Genomic DNA, 14,419 nt, shown 5'->3' on the forward strand with positions numbered 1-14,419 from the left:
AACGAGGGCAACCCGAAGATGAACGTGGTGCCCTCCGACCCGGGCAACTACTCCGGCCTGGCCGTCGAGGTGGGGCGCATGCGCGGCTACATGCGCAAGGACTGCAGCATGACCGCCGTGCATCTCTTCCTCACCGACCACAAGGCCGCCACCATCAACCGGGTCATCGACCAAGTGAAGGCCTTCCGCGCTGCCGAGACCCTGGAGGGCGTCAGCATCCGCCTCGCCGCGGGCAACGCCGGCGTGCTGGCGGCGGTGAACGACGAGGTGGAGATCAGCGAGCTGCCGATGATGCTCTATGTGTACGCCGCCATCGTGCTGCTGGTATTCATGGTGTATCGCGACTTCCGGGCCGTGATCGCCTGCTGCCTGCCCCTCACCGTGGGCACCTTCATCGGTTACTGGTTCATGAAGGAGCTGTCCATCGGCCTCACCGTGGCGACCCTGCCGGTGATGGTGCTGGCGGTGGGCATCGGCGTGGATTACGCCTTCTACATCTACAACCGGCTGCAGTACCACCTGGCCCACGGCCAGCCCATCGTCAAGGCGGTGGAGCACGCCATCATGGAAGTGGGCATGGCCACCATCTTCACGGCGATCACCCTGGCGGTGGGGGTGGCCACCTGGGCCTTCTCCGCCCTCAAGTTCCAGGCCGACATGGGCAAGCTGCTGGCCTTCATGTTCATCGTCAACCTGGTGATGGCGATGACCGCGCTACCGGCCCTGGCCGTGTGGCTGGAGAAGATCTTCCCGCGCCGTGGCCCGGTCAAGGCCCCCGGCATCCTCGATCACTGAACGGAGCACCTGCGATGAACGATCTGACTTCCGCGCGGGCCGCTGTCGCGACCCGACGCTGCCGGGACGCGCTGATCCTGGCCCTCTTCGGCGCCACCCTGGCCCTGCCGGCCGGCGCTGGCCAGACGGCCAGCCCGGCCACCACCCAGGCCGCCCGCGCCAACCCCCATGCCGACCAGGCCATGCTGCTCGGCGCCACCCGGGCCGGCAGCCGCCTGGTGGCGGTGGGCGACCACGGCACCATCATCCTCTCCGACGACGGCGGCAAGACCTTCCGCCAGGCCCGGCAGGTGCCGGTGCGGGCCATGCTCAACGCGGTGAGCTTCGCCGACGCCAAGCACGGCTGGGCGGTGGGCCACCGCGGGGTGATCCTCGCCACCACCGACGGCGGCGAGACCTGGACCCTGCAGCGCCAGGATCTGGACAAGGACCAGCCGCTCTTCTCCGTGTTGTTCACCGACGCACAGCACGGCTGGGCCTGCGGGCTGTGGTCGCTGCTGCTGCGTACCGACGATGGCGGCAAGACCTGGCAGAACGTGAGCCTGCCGGTACCCCCCGGCGCCAAGCGGGCCGACCGCAACCTCTACAGCCTGTTCGCCGACGCGAAGGGCGGGCTGTTCATCGCGGCCGAGCAGGGCAGGGTGGTGCATTCCCGCGATGGCGGTGCAAGCTGGGACTACCTGGATACGGGCTACAAGGGCTCGCTGTGGGCGGGCATCGCGCTGGAGGACGGCAGCCTGCTGGTCGGCGGCCTGCGCGGCGCCCTTTACCGCAGCGAGGACGGCGGCGGCCATTGGGCGCCGCTGAAGGTGGACAGCCTCAGCTCGATCACCGCCTTCTCGGTTGGGGCCGGCGGCCAGGTGATGGCCTCGGCACTGGATGGCGTGAGCCTGCTCAGCACCGATGGCGGCAGGCAGTTCAGCGCCACCCAGCGGCCGGATCGCCAGCCCCTCACCGCCCTGATCGCAGGCGGCGCGGGCAAGCCGCCGGTGCTGTTCTCCAAGGCCGGGGTGCTGCAGGGGCTCTGAGCGGGCGGACGGAATGCCGGGGCCGCTGCATGCTCCGGCAAGCGCCCTACAGATTGCGCTCGAAGAAGCGCACCACCCGCTGGCGTGAGGAGTAGGCCTTGATCACGTCGGGGCGCAGTTCCACCCGGGCATAGGGGTCGAAGCGGTCTGCGCCCAGGTGGCCGAAGGGGTCGTTGACCTTGATCGGCACCATCAGCCTGTCCCAGCCGTGGTAGGCCCCGTCCTGGCGCACCACGTTCATCACGGCCTGCTCGCCGGCCGGCAGGCTGGCCTTGAGGGCTATGCAGCGGGCCGAACCGTCGGCGCTGGAATTGGCCCGGTCGTAGTCGTCCTGGCTGCCGACCTGCACCAGGATGGGGGCGCCGGTGAGGGGGTTGCTGCCCGGCGTGCCGAAGCCGGAGTTGGGGATCGCCGGGTTGTTGTAGGCGTAGCAGATCGGGTAATTGGCGGCATGCGCCTTGAAGCGCAGGTTGCCGCCCACCGCGGTGGCCACGTTCTGGGTGGCCGAGGCCATGCTGATGACCGCACCCCAGGAGAAGCCCAGCACGCCGATGCGCGCCGGGTCGATGTCGCTGCGGGCGCTCAGGAAGCGCAGGGCGGTGAAGGCGTCGGCGTAGGTGAGGGCGGGCAGGGCAGGGCGGCTGGCGCCGCTGCCCACGCCGCGGGCTTCCCACATGTCGATCTCGAGGGTGGCGATGCCGGCCGCGTTGAGGGCCTCGGCATGGAAGTCGCCGCGGGCATCCACGCCGGCAGAACCGTGCAGGATCAGCACCGCCGGCAGCCCGCCGCGGCCGCGCCGTTCGCGACAGTCGGTGGGCACCCTGAGCTTGCCCTTGAGCGTCAGCAGGCCGTTGGCGACGATCTGCCCGGATGCGTTGAAGACCAGGTTGGGCGTCTGCATCTCCACAAAGGAGATCGGCAGCTGGCGCGTGCAATCCCGTCCGTCGTCATGGGCCTGTGACGGCGTGGCGTGGAGGGCCAGCGCCAGCAGGCTGGCGAGGAGGGTAAGGCGCTTGGGGATCATGGGTGTGCTCCGGGCTGATGGGAAAACCCCGCACACGTCATGGGAATGCGGGGTATGCCGGAACAATAGGTGATTGACGTCTGCATGCAAGCGCATTGCCACCCATTCTGGGGGTTGCAATGATCGGGGTACGGCAGAACGCCGGGAGGAGGCAACCCCCGGGGCCTGGATGCCCGCCCCTCAGGGGCTTGGGTGCCCGCCCTTTCAGGGGATTGGGTGCTCGCCCCTTCAGGGGCTCAGGTGCCCGCCTGGGCCAGCTCCGCTTCGGGCGGGTTGTGCATCTGGCGCAGGGTGGCCACCAGGTCGGTGAAGCGTTCGCCCTGCACGATGACGTGGGCGCGCAGCACGCTGCCGGCCTTCTCGCTGTCGCCGCCGAGGATGGCCTCCACGATGGCCGCATGCTCCGAGAAGGAGGTGTTCATGCGGTTGCGCACGCGCAGCTGCAGGCGCCGGAAGGGGCGCAGGCGGCGGTGCAGGGCGGTGGCCTGCTCGGCCAGGAAGCCGTTGTGGCTGGCGTCGTAGATGGCCCGGTGGAAGACCTCGTTGAGCTGGTAGTACAGGTCCGGGTCGCCGGCCTGGCGGGCCGCCTCGCAGGCCTGGTGGGCCTCCAGCAGGCGGGCCTGCTCGGCGGGCAGGATGCGCCGGGCGGCCAGGCGGCCGCACATGGCTTCGAGCTCGGCCATCACCTCGAACATCTCGCACAGCCGGTCGGGGGCCATCTCGGGCACCGTCGCGCCCCGCCGCGGGCGGATCTCGACAAGCCCGATGGAGGCCAGCTGGATCAGGGCCTCGCGGATCGGCGTGCGCGACACGCCGAAGCTCTCCGCCAGTTCCTGCTCATCGAGACGCGTCCCCGGGGGATAGACGCCGGTGACGATCCTTTCTTCTATGGATTCGCCCAGTTGTTCCGACAGGCGGACCGGCGGTGGGGTCAGTGCTTGCATGTTCAGCTCTCCAGTTCAATTTCACTATACAAACCGTTTGACTTTGTGTCCAGTTGAACTATTCTTGTATACACAACATCGGTTAAGGGATACAAAAAGAGTCTGGTTGTATTTGCTGAAGCAGGGCGACACCAGGACCGGATTCCTTTCCGATGTGGATCAACCCCACTTCGTTCACATATGGAGGAGATACCATGAACGAGATTCGACGCCAGATCCTGCGTGGATTGGCCGCTTCCCCCGCCCTCGCACTCTCCCTCAATCCCGGCCAGCTGTTTGCCCAGGCTGCTGCTGAACTCAAGATTTCCCACCAGTTTCCCGGTGGCACCCTGACCGAAGGGGATTTCCGCGACCGCCTGTGCCGCAAGTTCTCCGCCGAACTGGCCAAGCGCTCCAACGGGGCCCTCAAGGGCACCGTCTATCCCGGCTCTTCGCTGATGAAGACCAACGCCCAGTTCAGCTCCATGCGCAAGGGCGCCCTGGACATGAGCCTGGTGCCCCTGTCCTACGCCGGCGGCGAAGTACCCGAGACCAACCTGGGCCTGATGCCGGGCATCGTCACTTCTTATGAGAAGGCGGTGGCCTGGAAGAAGGCCGAAGTGGGCAAAGCTCTGGCCAACATCCTGGCCGACAAGGGCGTGTTCGTGGTGAGCTGGATCTGGCAGGCCGGCGGTGTGGCCAGCCGGACCAAACCCATCGTCGAGCCGGAAGACGCCAAGGGCCTCAAGGTACGCGGCGGCAGCCGCGAGATGGACATGGTGCTCAAGGCGGCCGGCTCGGCGGTGCTGACCCTGCCGTCCAACGAGATCTACGCGGCCATGCAGACCGGCGCCCTGGACGCGGCGATGACGTCCTCCACCAGCCTGATCTCCTTCCGCCTGGAAGAAGTCGCCAAGGCCCTCACCACCGGCCGCGGCAAGACCTACTGGTTCATGTTCGAGCCGCTGCTGATCTCCCGCGCCGTCTTCGAGCGCCTGCCCAAGGCCCAGCAGGACCTGGTGATGACCATCGGGGCCGAGATGGAGCAGTTTGCCCTCGACGCCGCCAAGGCCGACGACCAGCAGGTGGTCAGCGTCTATCAGAAGGCCGGCGGCAAGGCCTACGACCTGTCGGACGCCACCGTCAAGAAGTGGCAGGCGATCGCCCGTGAAACCGCCTGGAAGGACTTTGCCGGCAAGAACGAGAGCTGCGCGCGCATGCTCAAGCTCGCGGAGCAAGCGCTATGAGCCACGGATTCGAGATCGAGGGGCTGGCCAAGCCCCCGGAGATCCCGGCCACCGGCCTGATCGGGGCCCTGGGCCGGCTCATGGAGATGATCAACACGGTCATCATGTTCCTGTCGTCGGGGGCGCTGCTGGCGGCGTCCCTGATCCTGTGCAGCAGCGTCTTCCTGCGCTACTTCCTGAAGATCCCCACCGACTGGCAGGACGAGATGTCGGTCTTCCTGCTGGTGGGGGCCACCTTCATGTGTGCGGCCTACGTGCAGGCCCAGCGCGGCCACATCGGCATCGAGGCCCTGGCCGGCCTGCTGCCCCCGGCGGTGAACCGGGTGCGCCTGGCCCTCTGCGACCTGGCCTCCGGCCTGTTCTGCGCCTTCTTCTCGTGGAAGTCGATCCTGCTGCTGCACGAAGCCTGGGTCGATGGCCAGACCACCTCGTCCGCCTGGGCCCCGCCACTGTGGATCCCCTACAGCCTGATGACCCTCGGGATGATCCTGCTGACCCTGCAGATCCTGCTGCAATTCGTCGCCGCCTGCGTGCGCAAGGAGGGTAACCATGACTGAAGCTTCCATCGGCATGCTGTATGGCCTGGGCACCCTGGTGGTGATGTTCTCGGGCATCCCCATCGCCTTCGCCCTTGGCATCATCGCCGTCATCTTCATGCTGGCCTTCATGCCCGGGGCCGCCACCGACACGATCACCCAGAACGTGTTCGAGGAGATGGCCAACATCACCCTGCTGTCCATCCCGCTGTTCATCCTCAAGGGGGCGGCCATCGGCAAGTCCCGCGCCGGTGCCGACCTGTACTCGGCCATCCACGCCTGGATGCACAAGGTGCCGGGCGGCCTGGGCATCGCCAACGTGTTTGCCTGCGCCCTGTTCGCGGCGATGGCCGGCTCCAGCCCGGCCACCTGCTCGGCCATCGGCGGGGCGGGCATCCCCGAGATGCGGGCCCGCGGCTACTCGCCGGGCTTTGCGGCGGGCATCATCGCCGCCGGCGGCACCCTGGGCATCCTGCTGCCCCCGTCCATCACCATGATCCTGTTTGCGGTGGCGGCCGAGCAGTCCCTCGGGCGGCTCTTCCTGGCGGGCATCTTCCCGGGCCTGATGCTGGTCTTCCTGTTTGCCGGCTACGCCGCCTGGCGCTACAAGCAGGAATACAACGCGGCCCTCGACGTGTGGAAGGGCGGCGGCACCAAGTCGGCCTACCTGGACGAGATGCACCTCACCCTCGCCGACAAGACCCGCATGCTGCCCCGCGTGCTGCCCTTCGTGATCCTGCTGATCGGCGTCATGGTGGCCCTCTACGGCGGCTATGCCACCCCGTCGGAGACCGCCGGCCTCGGCGGCATCCTGGCCCTGGTGCTGATCGCCGTGATCTACGGCGTGTGGCGTCCGCAGCAGCTCAAGCCCATCCTCAACGGCACCCTCAAGGAGTCCACCATGCTGATGTTCATCATCGGCATGTCATTGCTGTACTCCTACGTGATGAGCTACCTGCACATCAGCCAGTCGGCCGCCGAGTGGATCGTCGCCATGCACCTCTCCAAGTGGGTGCTGCTGTCGGCCATCCTGGTCTTCGTGATCGTGCTGGGCTTCTTCCTGCCGCCGGTGTCGATCATCCTGATGACCGCCCCCATCGTCCTGCCGCCGCTCAAGGCCGCCGGCTTCGACATGATCTGGTTCGGCATCGTGATGACCGTGGTCATGGAGATGGGCCTGATCCACCCGCCGGTGGGCCTCAACATCTTCGTCATCAAGAACGTGGCGCCGGACATCCCGCTCAAGGACATCATCTGGGGCGTCATGCCCTTCGTCGGGCTGATGTTCGTGGCGGTGATCCTGCTCTGCCTCTTCCCCGGCATCGCCACCTGGCTGCCCGACGTGATCATGGGCCCGGCCAGCTGAACGCGTCCGCCACCGCTCGCCCACCCGCCCCCGCCGGGGGGCTTCCCTCCCGCCTGCCACGCCGGCAGGGGCGGGCAGGGCGACCCAGCCGATACGTCCTTCATCCAACGGAGACATCATGAACGCTCCCCATCCCTCCGGCCCTGGCGGCTGGGACACCCGCCGCCAGGGCCGCCAGCGCCGCCTCGAGCGGGCCGCTGCCATCGGCCTCGGGCGCCTCGTGCCGGCCGCCCGCGTGGTGGACCTGCTCGAGGCGGTGATCGAGCCGGGCGACCGGGTCTGCCTCGAGGGCAACAACCAGAAGCAGGCCGACTTCCTCGCCGAATCCCTGGCCGACTGCTCACCCGAACGCCTGCACGACCTGCACATGGTGCAGTCGGTGCTGGCCCTGCCCAGCCACGTGGATCTCTTCGAGCGCGGGCTGGCGCGGCGCCTCGACTTCTCCTTCTCGGGCCCCCAGGGCGGCCGCCTGGCCCGCCTGGTGCAGGACCGCCAGATCGAGATCGGCGCCATCCACACCTATCTGGAACTCTTCGGCCGCTACTTCATGGACCTCACCCCCAAGGTGAGCCTGATCGCCGCCCAGTCGGCCGACGCCGCCGGCAACCTGTACACCGGCCCCAACACCGAAGACACCCCGGCCATCGTCGAGGCCACCGCCTTCAAGGGCGGCATCGTCATCGCCCAGGTGAACGAGCTGAAGGACAGCCTCCCCCGCGTGGACGTGCCCGCCGACTGGGTGGACTTCGTCATCGTCGCGCCGCGCCCCAACTACATCGAGCCCCTGTTCACCCGCGACCCGGCGCAGATCACCGAGGTGCAGGTGCTCATGGCCATGATGGCCATCAAGGGCATCTACGCCGAATACGAGGTCAAGCGCCTCAACCACGGCATCGGCTTCGACACCGCCGCCATCGAGCTGCTGCTGCCCACCTACGCCGCCGATCTGGGCCTCAAGGGCAAGATCTGCACCCACTGGGCGCTCAACCCCCATCCCACCCTCATCCCGGCCATCGAGGCCGGCTGTGTCGAATCGGTGCACAGCTTCGGTTCCGAGGTGGGCATGGAGAACTACATCGCCGCCCGCTCCGACGTGTTCTTCACCGGTGCCGACGGCAGCATGCGTTCCAACCGCGCCTTCAGCCAGACCGCCGGGCTCTACGCCTGCGACATGTTCATCGGCTCCACCCTGCAGATTGACCTGGCCGGCAACAGCTCCACCGCCACCCTGGGCCGCATCACCGGCTTTGGCGGCGCCCCCAACATGGGCTCCGACCCCCACGGCCGCCGCCACGCCTCGGCCGCCTGGCTCAAGGCCGGGCGCGAGGCCGGCGGCGCCAACGCCATCCGCGGCCGCAAGCTGGTGGTGCAGATGGTGGAGACCTTCCGCGAGCACATGGCCCCGGTCTTCGTCGAGCAGCTGGACGCCTGGAAGCTCAAGGAGAGCATGGGCATGGACCTGCCGCCCATCATGATCTACGGCGACGACGTGAGCCACGTGGTCACCGAGGAGGGCATCGCCAACCTGCTGCTGTGCCGCACGGCCGAAGAGCGCGAGCAGGCCATCCGCGGGGTGGCCGGCTTCACCCCGGTGGGCATGGCCCGCGACCGCCGCATGGTCGAGAACCTGCGCGACCGGGGCATCATCCGCCGCCCCGAAGACATGGGCATCGACCCCCGCATGGCCAGCCGCGACCTGCTCGCGGCCCGCTCCGTCAAGGACCTCGTGCGCTGGTCGGGCGGCCTCTACGCCCCGCCGGCCCGCTTCCGCAACTGGTGACCGACATGGAAAAACTCGAATTCCAATTCAAGGCCGCAAGCGCCACCCCGGCCGCCGGCACCGCCCTGTGCGGGGTGGTGGGCTCCGGCAACCTGGAGATCCTGATCCGCCCGGGCGAGCCGGCCGACACCTGCCAGGTGCACATCCGCACCTCGGCGCGGGGCTTCGGGCGCATCTGGGAGGCGGTGATCGCCGAGTTCGCCGCGCGCCACCCGGTGGGCGGCACCCGCATCGACATCAACGACATGGGGGCCACCCCCGCCGTGGTCAGCCTGCGCCTGAGCCAGGCCCTTGGCGACTACACCGGAGGTGCGCAATGAACGCCCGGCAGCCCTTCACCCTGCGCCGCAGCTGGTTTGAGGCCACCGCCCGGGCCCGCCTGCAGGCCCTGCTGGACCCGGCCAGCTTCCGCGAATTCCTGCCCCCCGAAACCTCCGAGCCCAGCCCCCACCTGGCGGTGCTCGACATCCCCGGCGCCTTTGACGACGGCGTGATCATCGGCGCCGGCCGCCTGGACGGGCGCGAGGTGCTGGTGATCGCCCAGGAAGGCCAGTTCATGGGCGGCGCGGTGGGCGAGATCCACGGCGCCAAGATCGTCGGCCTGCTCAAGCGCGCCCAGCGCGACAAGCCCGCCGCCGTGCTCTTCCTGGCGGACTCCGGCGGGGTGCGCCTGCACGAGGCCAACGCCGGGCTGATCGCCATCTCCGAGATCATGCGGGCGGTGCTCGACACCCGCGCCGCCGGCGTGCCGGTGCTGGCCCTGGTGGGCGGCAGCTGTGGCGCCTTCGGCGGCATGGGCATCGTCACCCGCCTGTGCTCGGCCGTCATCATGTCGGAGGAGGGGCGCCTGGCCTTGTCCGGCCCGGAAGTCATCGAAACCGTGGCCGGCGTGGAAGAGTTCGACTCCAAGGACCGCGCCCTGGTGTGGCGCGTCACCGGCGGCAAGCACCGCTACCTCACCGGCGACTGCGCCGCCCTGGCCGAAGACGAGGCCGCCGACTTCTCCCGGGTGGCCGCTCAGCTGCTGGCCGGCTGGCAGGAGGATGTGCCCTCCCTGGCCGCGCTGCGCGCCGAGCAGGCCCGCCTGAGCACCCGCCGCACCCGCTTTGCCGGCCTGCGCGACGGCCTGGACGTGTGGGCCGCCCTGGGTGTGGCCGAGCCCGGCCAGGTGCCGCTGATGGACCGGGACAGCCTGGTCGACCTCAAGAAAGGACTGCCCCAATGAGCCTCCACAGCCTTCTCGACACGCTTTTCCCCGCCGGCCACGCGGTGGCGGTGGAGGGCAAGCTGATTGCCGGCACCGCCCAGGCGGGCGACGGCCCGGTGGCGGTGCTGGGCACCACCGACGCGGCCGCCATCGGCCACGACATCGCCCTGGGCCTGGCCGGGCGCCTCCTCGACCTGATCGAACAGCACCCCGGCCGGCCCATCGTGTTTCTGGTGGATACCAGCGGCCAGGCCCTGTCCCGGGCCGAGGAGCTGCTGTGCCTCAACGGCAGCCTGGCCCACCTGGCCCGCTGTGTGGACCTGGCCCGCCGCCAGGGCCACCGCAGCGTCGCCCTGGTCACCGGCCAGGCGGTGAGTGGCGGCTTTTTGTCCTTCGGGCTGATGGCCGACCAGACCTTCGCCCTGGCCGACGCCCAGGTGCGGGTGATGGACCTCAAGGCCATGGCGCGGGTCACCAAGATCCCCCACGAGCGGCTGGTGGAGCTGGCCGGCAGCTCGCCCACCTTCGCCCCCGGGGCCGAGAACTACCAGCGCATGGGCGCCATCGCGGCGATCTGGCCGCAAGCCTCGGCGGCCCTGCTGGACGCCGCCCTGGCCGGCGTCGACCACGGCGACACGCGCCTGCTGGCCGGGCGCGAGCGGGGCGGGCGGATGCTCGGCGCGGCGGTGGTAGACGCCGTGCTGGCGGCCGGTTAAGCCGCCATGCAGCGTCACGACCGGGTGTATCTGCGCCCCGGCGCGGTCTTCAAGTTCCAGTGCAACCAGACGGACCCGCAGCTCGCGGCGCGGGTGATGGCCTGGGTGGCGCTGGGCCGCCCGCTGGTGGCCGCCCGCCAGCCGGCCGATGGGGGCGGGCTGCTGCTCGGCCTGACCCTGCCCGCCGCCGAAGGGCGCCGCCGCCTGGGCTGCCGGGTGGCCGCCGCCGATGTGCTGCGCGTCGAAGCGCCCCTCGCCATCCCCGCCTGCCTGGCCTGCGTGGATGAAGCTCGGGCCGTGCCGCTGGCCAGGCTGGCCGCCGTGCTGCAGGCGGCCGGGGTGCGCGCCGGCGTGTATGGCTCCCTGGCCTGGGAATGCGTCAGCGGCGAGGCCTACCGCCACGCGCTGTCCGACGTGGACCTGATCTGCAATGTGGCCTCGCTGGACGCCCTGCCGCACTGCCTGGCCGCGCTGACCGAAGCCGAGGCGGCGCTGCCCTGCGGCCTGGACGGGGAGATCCGCTTTGCCGACGGCGCCGCCGTGGCCTGGAAGGAACTGCGGGCCGCCCTGGCGGGGGACACCACCCAGGTGCTGGTCAAGGGCGAGGCGGACGTGCAACTGCTGGCCGTCGACGCCCTGCTGGCGCGCTACGAGAGGGAAGGGGAGAGGGAGGCCAGCAATGCACATGTCTGAAGCGTGGGCGCGGCAGGGGAATCCGGCGGTTGCAGACGCTCCGGCGTCCGGCCATGCCCCCCTCGGCGCCGTGGCCCGCCGCCTCGGCCAGCTGGCCACCGCCGCCCTGTACCGGGAGGTGGCCCTGTCGCCCAAGCCTGGCCTGGTCAGCCCGCAGGATTCCGGCAGCCACCGGGACATGGACTTCCGCACCTTCGTGCGCAGCCTGCAAGCCCTGCGCAGCTATTTTCCGGAGATCGCCGCGGCGGGCATGGTGGAGCCCGGCTTCGAACCCCTGCGCCGGCTCGGCGTCAGCGCCGAAGCGCGCATGCTGGCGGCCACCGGCGGCATCAACACCCATCGGGGCGCCATCTTCAACCTGGGCCTGCTGTGCGCCTCGGCCGGTGCTCTGGCGGCCGGCGGGCATACCCTGACCGCCGAGGCCGTCTGCGCCGGCGTGAGCTGCCGCTGGGGCGATGAGATCCTCGGCGCCGCGCGCCCCGACGCCACCAGCCACGGCGCCGAAGTGCTGCGCCGCCATGGCGTCGGCGGTGCCCGGGGCGAAGCCGCCGCCGGCTTCCCCGCCGCCCTGCATGTCGGCCTGCCGGCCTACCGCGGCGCGCTGGCCCAAGGCGCCAGCCCCGAGCAGGCCGCCGTGCAGGCCCTGTTTGCCCTGATGGCCGCCCTGGACGACACCAACCTGCTGTGGCGCGGCGGCGCCGAGGGCCTCGCCCACGCCCGCCAGGTCTGCGCCGGCTTCCTGGCCCGCGGCGGCGTGCTGGCAAGCGGCTGGGAGCCGCGCGCCCGCGCCATCCACCAGGACTTCGTGGCCCGCAACCTGAGCCCCGGCGGCAGCGCCGACCTGCTCGGCGTCACCCTCTTTCTCGACGCCCTGCATCTCCACGTTTTCTGAGGCCCCGCCATGCGTCTCGCCATCCTCTTCAGCGGCCAGGGTAACCAGCAGCCCGCCCACCTGGAGGCCCTGCGCCAGGCGCCGCCCATTGCCAAGTCCCTGGCCGAGCCCCTCACGGACGCCCTCGCTGACTCCCCCACTGAGTCCCTCACTGAATCCCTAGCCCAGGCCCTGGCCGCCCGGATCCCCGACGTGTGGCAGATGCCGGACGTGCCCCTGGCCCTGCTGCAGACCAACCGCATCGCCCAGCCCCTCATCTTCGCCAGCCAGCTCGCCCTGTGGCAGCAACTGGCCCAACGCCTGCCGCGCCCCGTCGCCGTGGCCGGCTACTCCCTCGGCGAAATGGCCGCCTGCTGCGTCGCCGGCTGCTTCAGCGCAGAGGAGGGCATCGCCCTGTGCGCCGAACGCGCCGCCGCCATGGATGCCTGCATCGACACCCCCGCCGGCCTGCTGGCCATCGCCGGCCTGCCCGCCGCATGCAGCGAAGCCCTCGCCGCCGACTGCGGCCTCGCCGTCGCCATCCGCAACGGCCCCGACCACCTCGTCCTCGGCGGCCCCGAACCTGGCCTGCAACGCGCCGCCCGGCAAGCCGAACAGCTCGGCGCCGCCCGCGTCGTCCGCCTGGGCGTCACCACCCCCTCCCACACCCCCTGGCTCGCCGCAGCAGCAGAACGCTTCGCCCGGCGCCTTGCCAGCCTCCACCCCGGGCTTCACGCCCAACCCCAGCCCCAAGCCCAACGGCTCACCACCCCCGTCTTCAGCGCCATCGACGGCCGCCCCGCCTGGCAAGGCCCGGCCGCCCTCCAAGCCCTCGCCCGCCAGATCGACCACCCCCTCGACTGGACCGCCTGCCAGGACGCCATCGCCGAACGCCAGCCCGACGCCATCCTCGAAATCGGCCCCGGCAACGCCCTCGCCCGCATGTGGGCCGAGCGGCACCCGCATATCCCCATCCGCGCCAGCGACGAATTCCGCAGCGTGGAGGGGATCGTGGAGTGGGTGGAGAAGCAGGGCAGGGGGTAGGTTCTCCGCCTCTGGCAATCGCTGCGAGATGCCTGGCAACGACAGCCAGACGTCTCGCAGCGATTGCCAGATGTCTGGCAGCGGCAGCCAGACGTCTCGCAGTGATTGCCAGATGTCTGGCAGCGGCAGCCAGACGTCTCGCAGTGATTGCCAGATGTCTGGCAGCGGCAGCCAGACGTCTCGCAGTGATTGCCAGATGTCTGGCAGCGGTAGCCAGACGTCTCGCAGTGATTGCCAGACGTCCCGCAACGATTGCCAGAGGCCTGGCAGCGGTTTTGTGATGTGCGGCAGCGCTTGCAGCACGTCATTGAAGGGTCTTTTCATATGGGGCAGGGATTGCGCCAGGACACTGCAAAGGACTGGCAGATGCCGCGAAGCCGGCAGGATCAGGGGCGGGAGTGGCGAGGCGTCCCTCAGCCATCGCCAGATACCTGCCCAGCCCGCTGTCGTATGAGGCAGATGGCTCGGGGAACTCTGCAGCCCATGTAGATACTGTTATCCCCGTCAACGCCCTCAGCAGATTCGCGCCAGCGGCGCGGCTCCCGTATAGGGGCGACTTCAGTCGCCCGCGGACGTTGATCAAGGGTCTGGCAGCGATTTGAGGCGCGAAGGGCGACTTCAGTCGCCCCTACAGAGCCGGTGGTTGCCACCAGGCGCCATGGTGTGCGGGCTGGAAGGGTGTGCCGGTTCGGCCAGGAAGGCGAGCAGCGTGGAGGCAGTGCGCTCACCCAGGCCGGGAACGGACTCGAGCAGCCGGTACTTCTCCCGAAGGGTAGGGGCGTTGTCGATGTGATCCCGGATGGATTTCTTGAGTCGGGCCATCTCCTCGTCGAGGCACTGCAGATGCTTGGTGATGCCCTCCGCCACTGCCTGCCTCGCCAGCTCGAGCCGTGTCACCGACCGGCACATTGGAGCCAGTTGATGATCGGCACAATGGAGCCACCTTGTGACCGGCACATTGGAGCCACTCCGTGATCGGCGTAATGGAGCCACCCACGGATCGGCACATAGGCGCCAGCGCCGGATCGGCGTAATGGAGCCAGTCTCACTCTGACGGACGTCTCGACCTTGAGCGGTCCATCGCTACCCTGCCGGGTTTGGCAGGAGAAAGCCGGTGGCCCGCAGGAGTATCGAGATGCACGAGTACCGCCAGGCCCTGATGCGTTTGCGTCAGGGCGACTCGGAGCGC

General features: G+C 69.5%; 15 protein-coding genes. 12 read left to right on the plus strand and 3 right to left on the minus strand.

What is annotated here, in order from left to right; all coding sequences use genetic code 11:
- Together HHL15_RS25310 and HHL15_RS25315 are read left to right on the plus strand one after the other, a co-directional pair.
- A partial coding sequence (locus HHL15_RS25310) for an efflux RND transporter permease subunit (protein WP_169148562.1) occupies positions 1 to 795 on the plus strand: 795 nt, incomplete at its 5' end.
- A 14-nt stretch (positions 796 to 809) separates the two neighbouring features.
- Positions 810 to 1,823: a WD40/YVTN/BNR-like repeat-containing protein gene (locus tag HHL15_RS25315; RefSeq protein ID WP_169148563.1), complete on the plus strand. Its 1,014-nt coding sequence runs from the start codon at positions 810 to 812 to the stop codon at positions 1,821 to 1,823.
- 46 nt (positions 1,824 to 1,869) lie between these two features.
- Here the strand turns inward: HHL15_RS25315 and HHL15_RS25320 are convergent, their stop codons facing one another.
- Complete coding sequence (locus HHL15_RS25320) at positions 1,870 to 2,847, minus strand: dienelactone hydrolase family protein (protein WP_169148564.1); 978 nt, start codon at positions 2,845 to 2,847, stop codon at positions 1,870 to 1,872.
- A gap of 236 nt (positions 2,848 to 3,083) precedes the next feature.
- Positions 3,084 to 3,791 (minus strand): GntR family transcriptional regulator, encoded by a 708-nt coding sequence (locus HHL15_RS25325; protein WP_169148565.1) that lies wholly within the window; start codon positions 3,789 to 3,791, stop codon positions 3,084 to 3,086.
- Positions 3,792 to 3,985: 194 nt separating this feature from the next.
- Here HHL15_RS25325 and dctP point away from each other — a divergent pair, with 194 nt between their 5' ends.
- The 10 genes from dctP (at position 3,986) to HHL15_RS25375 (ending at position 13,230) form a co-directional block, all read left to right on the plus strand.
- A complete protein-coding gene (dctP, locus tag HHL15_RS25330) occupies positions 3,986 to 5,017 on the plus strand; it encodes a TRAP transporter substrate-binding protein DctP (protein ID WP_169148566.1) in 1,032 nt (343 codons plus the stop codon).
- A complete protein-coding gene (locus tag HHL15_RS25335) occupies positions 5,014 to 5,574 on the plus strand; it encodes a TRAP transporter small permease (RefSeq protein ID WP_169148567.1) in 561 nt (186 codons plus the stop codon). The genes dctP and HHL15_RS25335 overlap by 4 nt, the downstream gene beginning before the upstream one ends.
- Positions 5,567 to 6,919, plus strand: a complete 1,353-nt coding sequence (locus HHL15_RS25340) for a TRAP transporter large permease (protein WP_169148568.1) — start codon at positions 5,567 to 5,569, stop codon at positions 6,917 to 6,919. Before HHL15_RS25335 ends, HHL15_RS25340 begins: the two co-directional genes overlap by 8 nt.
- Positions 6,920 to 7,037: 118 nt before the next feature.
- Positions 7,038 to 8,699 (plus strand): malonate decarboxylase subunit alpha, encoded by a 1,662-nt coding sequence (gene mdcA / locus HHL15_RS25345; RefSeq protein WP_169148569.1) that lies wholly within the window; start codon positions 7,038 to 7,040, stop codon positions 8,697 to 8,699.
- Positions 8,700 to 8,704: 5 nt separating this feature from the next.
- The gene (gene mdcC, locus HHL15_RS25350; RefSeq protein WP_169148570.1) at positions 8,705 to 9,019 is read left to right on the plus strand and encodes a malonate decarboxylase acyl carrier protein; all 315 of its coding nucleotides are present in this window, start codon (positions 8,705 to 8,707) and stop codon (positions 9,017 to 9,019) included.
- The gene (locus HHL15_RS25355; protein ID WP_169148571.1) at positions 9,016 to 9,924 is read left to right on the plus strand and encodes a biotin-independent malonate decarboxylase subunit beta; all 909 of its coding nucleotides are present in this window, start codon (positions 9,016 to 9,018) and stop codon (positions 9,922 to 9,924) included. Before mdcC ends, HHL15_RS25355 begins: the two co-directional genes overlap by 4 nt.
- On the plus strand, positions 9,921 to 10,622 hold the full coding sequence (locus HHL15_RS25360; RefSeq protein ID WP_169148572.1) for a biotin-independent malonate decarboxylase subunit gamma: 702 nt from the start codon (positions 9,921 to 9,923) through the stop codon (positions 10,620 to 10,622). Before HHL15_RS25355 ends, HHL15_RS25360 begins: the two co-directional genes overlap by 4 nt.
- 6 nt (positions 10,623 to 10,628) lie before the next feature.
- Positions 10,629 to 11,315 carry a malonate decarboxylase holo-[acyl-carrier-protein] synthase gene (gene mdcG / locus HHL15_RS25365; protein ID WP_169148573.1) on the plus strand — a complete coding sequence of 229 codons (687 nt, stop codon included), beginning with the start codon at positions 10,629 to 10,631 and terminating at the stop codon, positions 11,313 to 11,315.
- Positions 11,308 to 12,207, plus strand: a complete 900-nt coding sequence (mdcB, locus tag HHL15_RS25370; RefSeq protein ID WP_169148574.1) for a triphosphoribosyl-dephospho-CoA synthase MdcB — start codon at positions 11,308 to 11,310, stop codon at positions 12,205 to 12,207. The genes mdcG and mdcB overlap by 8 nt, the downstream gene beginning before the upstream one ends.
- A gap of 9 nt (positions 12,208 to 12,216) precedes the next feature.
- Complete coding sequence (locus HHL15_RS25375) at positions 12,217 to 13,230, plus strand: malonate decarboxylase subunit epsilon (RefSeq protein WP_169148575.1); 1,014 nt, start codon at positions 12,217 to 12,219, stop codon at positions 13,228 to 13,230.
- 618 nt (positions 13,231 to 13,848) lie between these two features.
- On the opposite strand, the gene HHL15_RS25380 is transcribed toward HHL15_RS25375, so the two are convergent.
- Entirely contained in the window at positions 13,849 to 14,127 is a 279-nt protein-coding gene (locus HHL15_RS25380) for a hypothetical protein (protein ID WP_169148576.1), read from the minus strand.
- Between the last annotated feature and the right edge of the window lie 292 nt (positions 14,128 to 14,419).

This window comes from Zoogloea dura, from assembly GCF_012927165.1.
GTDB classification, from domain to species: domain Bacteria; phylum Pseudomonadota; class Gammaproteobacteria; order Burkholderiales; family Rhodocyclaceae; genus Zoogloea; species Zoogloea dura.

Excerpts from the sequence above, each read along its gene's own strand:
- HHL15_RS25315 (WP_169148563.1), top strand. The coding sequence starts at position 810 with ATGAACGATCTGACTTCCGCGCGGGCCGCTGTCGCGACCCGACGCTGC.
- HHL15_RS25320 (WP_169148564.1), bottom strand. The coding sequence starts at position 2,847 with ATGATCCCCAAGCGCCTTACCCTCCTCGCCAGCCTGCTGGCGCTGGCC.
- HHL15_RS25325 (WP_169148565.1), bottom strand. The coding sequence starts at position 3,791 with ATGCAAGCACTGACCCCACCGCCGGTCCGCCTGTCGGAACAACTGGGC.
- dctP (WP_169148566.1), top strand. The coding sequence starts at position 3,986 with ATGAACGAGATTCGACGCCAGATCCTGCGTGGATTGGCCGCTTCCCCC.
- HHL15_RS25335 (WP_169148567.1), top strand. The coding sequence starts at position 5,014 with ATGAGCCACGGATTCGAGATCGAGGGGCTGGCCAAGCCCCCGGAGATC.
- HHL15_RS25340 (WP_169148568.1), top strand. The coding sequence starts at position 5,567 with ATGACTGAAGCTTCCATCGGCATGCTGTATGGCCTGGGCACCCTGGTG.
- mdcA (WP_169148569.1), top strand. The coding sequence starts at position 7,038 with ATGAACGCTCCCCATCCCTCCGGCCCTGGCGGCTGGGACACCCGCCGC.
- mdcC (WP_169148570.1), top strand. The coding sequence starts at position 8,705 with ATGGAAAAACTCGAATTCCAATTCAAGGCCGCAAGCGCCACCCCGGCC.
- HHL15_RS25355 (WP_169148571.1), top strand. The coding sequence starts at position 9,016 with ATGAACGCCCGGCAGCCCTTCACCCTGCGCCGCAGCTGGTTTGAGGCC.
- HHL15_RS25360 (WP_169148572.1), top strand. The coding sequence starts at position 9,921 with ATGAGCCTCCACAGCCTTCTCGACACGCTTTTCCCCGCCGGCCACGCG.
- mdcG (WP_169148573.1), top strand. The coding sequence starts at position 10,629 with ATGCAGCGTCACGACCGGGTGTATCTGCGCCCCGGCGCGGTCTTCAAG.
- mdcB (WP_169148574.1), top strand. The coding sequence starts at position 11,308 with ATGTCTGAAGCGTGGGCGCGGCAGGGGAATCCGGCGGTTGCAGACGCT.
- HHL15_RS25375 (WP_169148575.1), top strand. The coding sequence starts at position 12,217 with ATGCGTCTCGCCATCCTCTTCAGCGGCCAGGGTAACCAGCAGCCCGCC.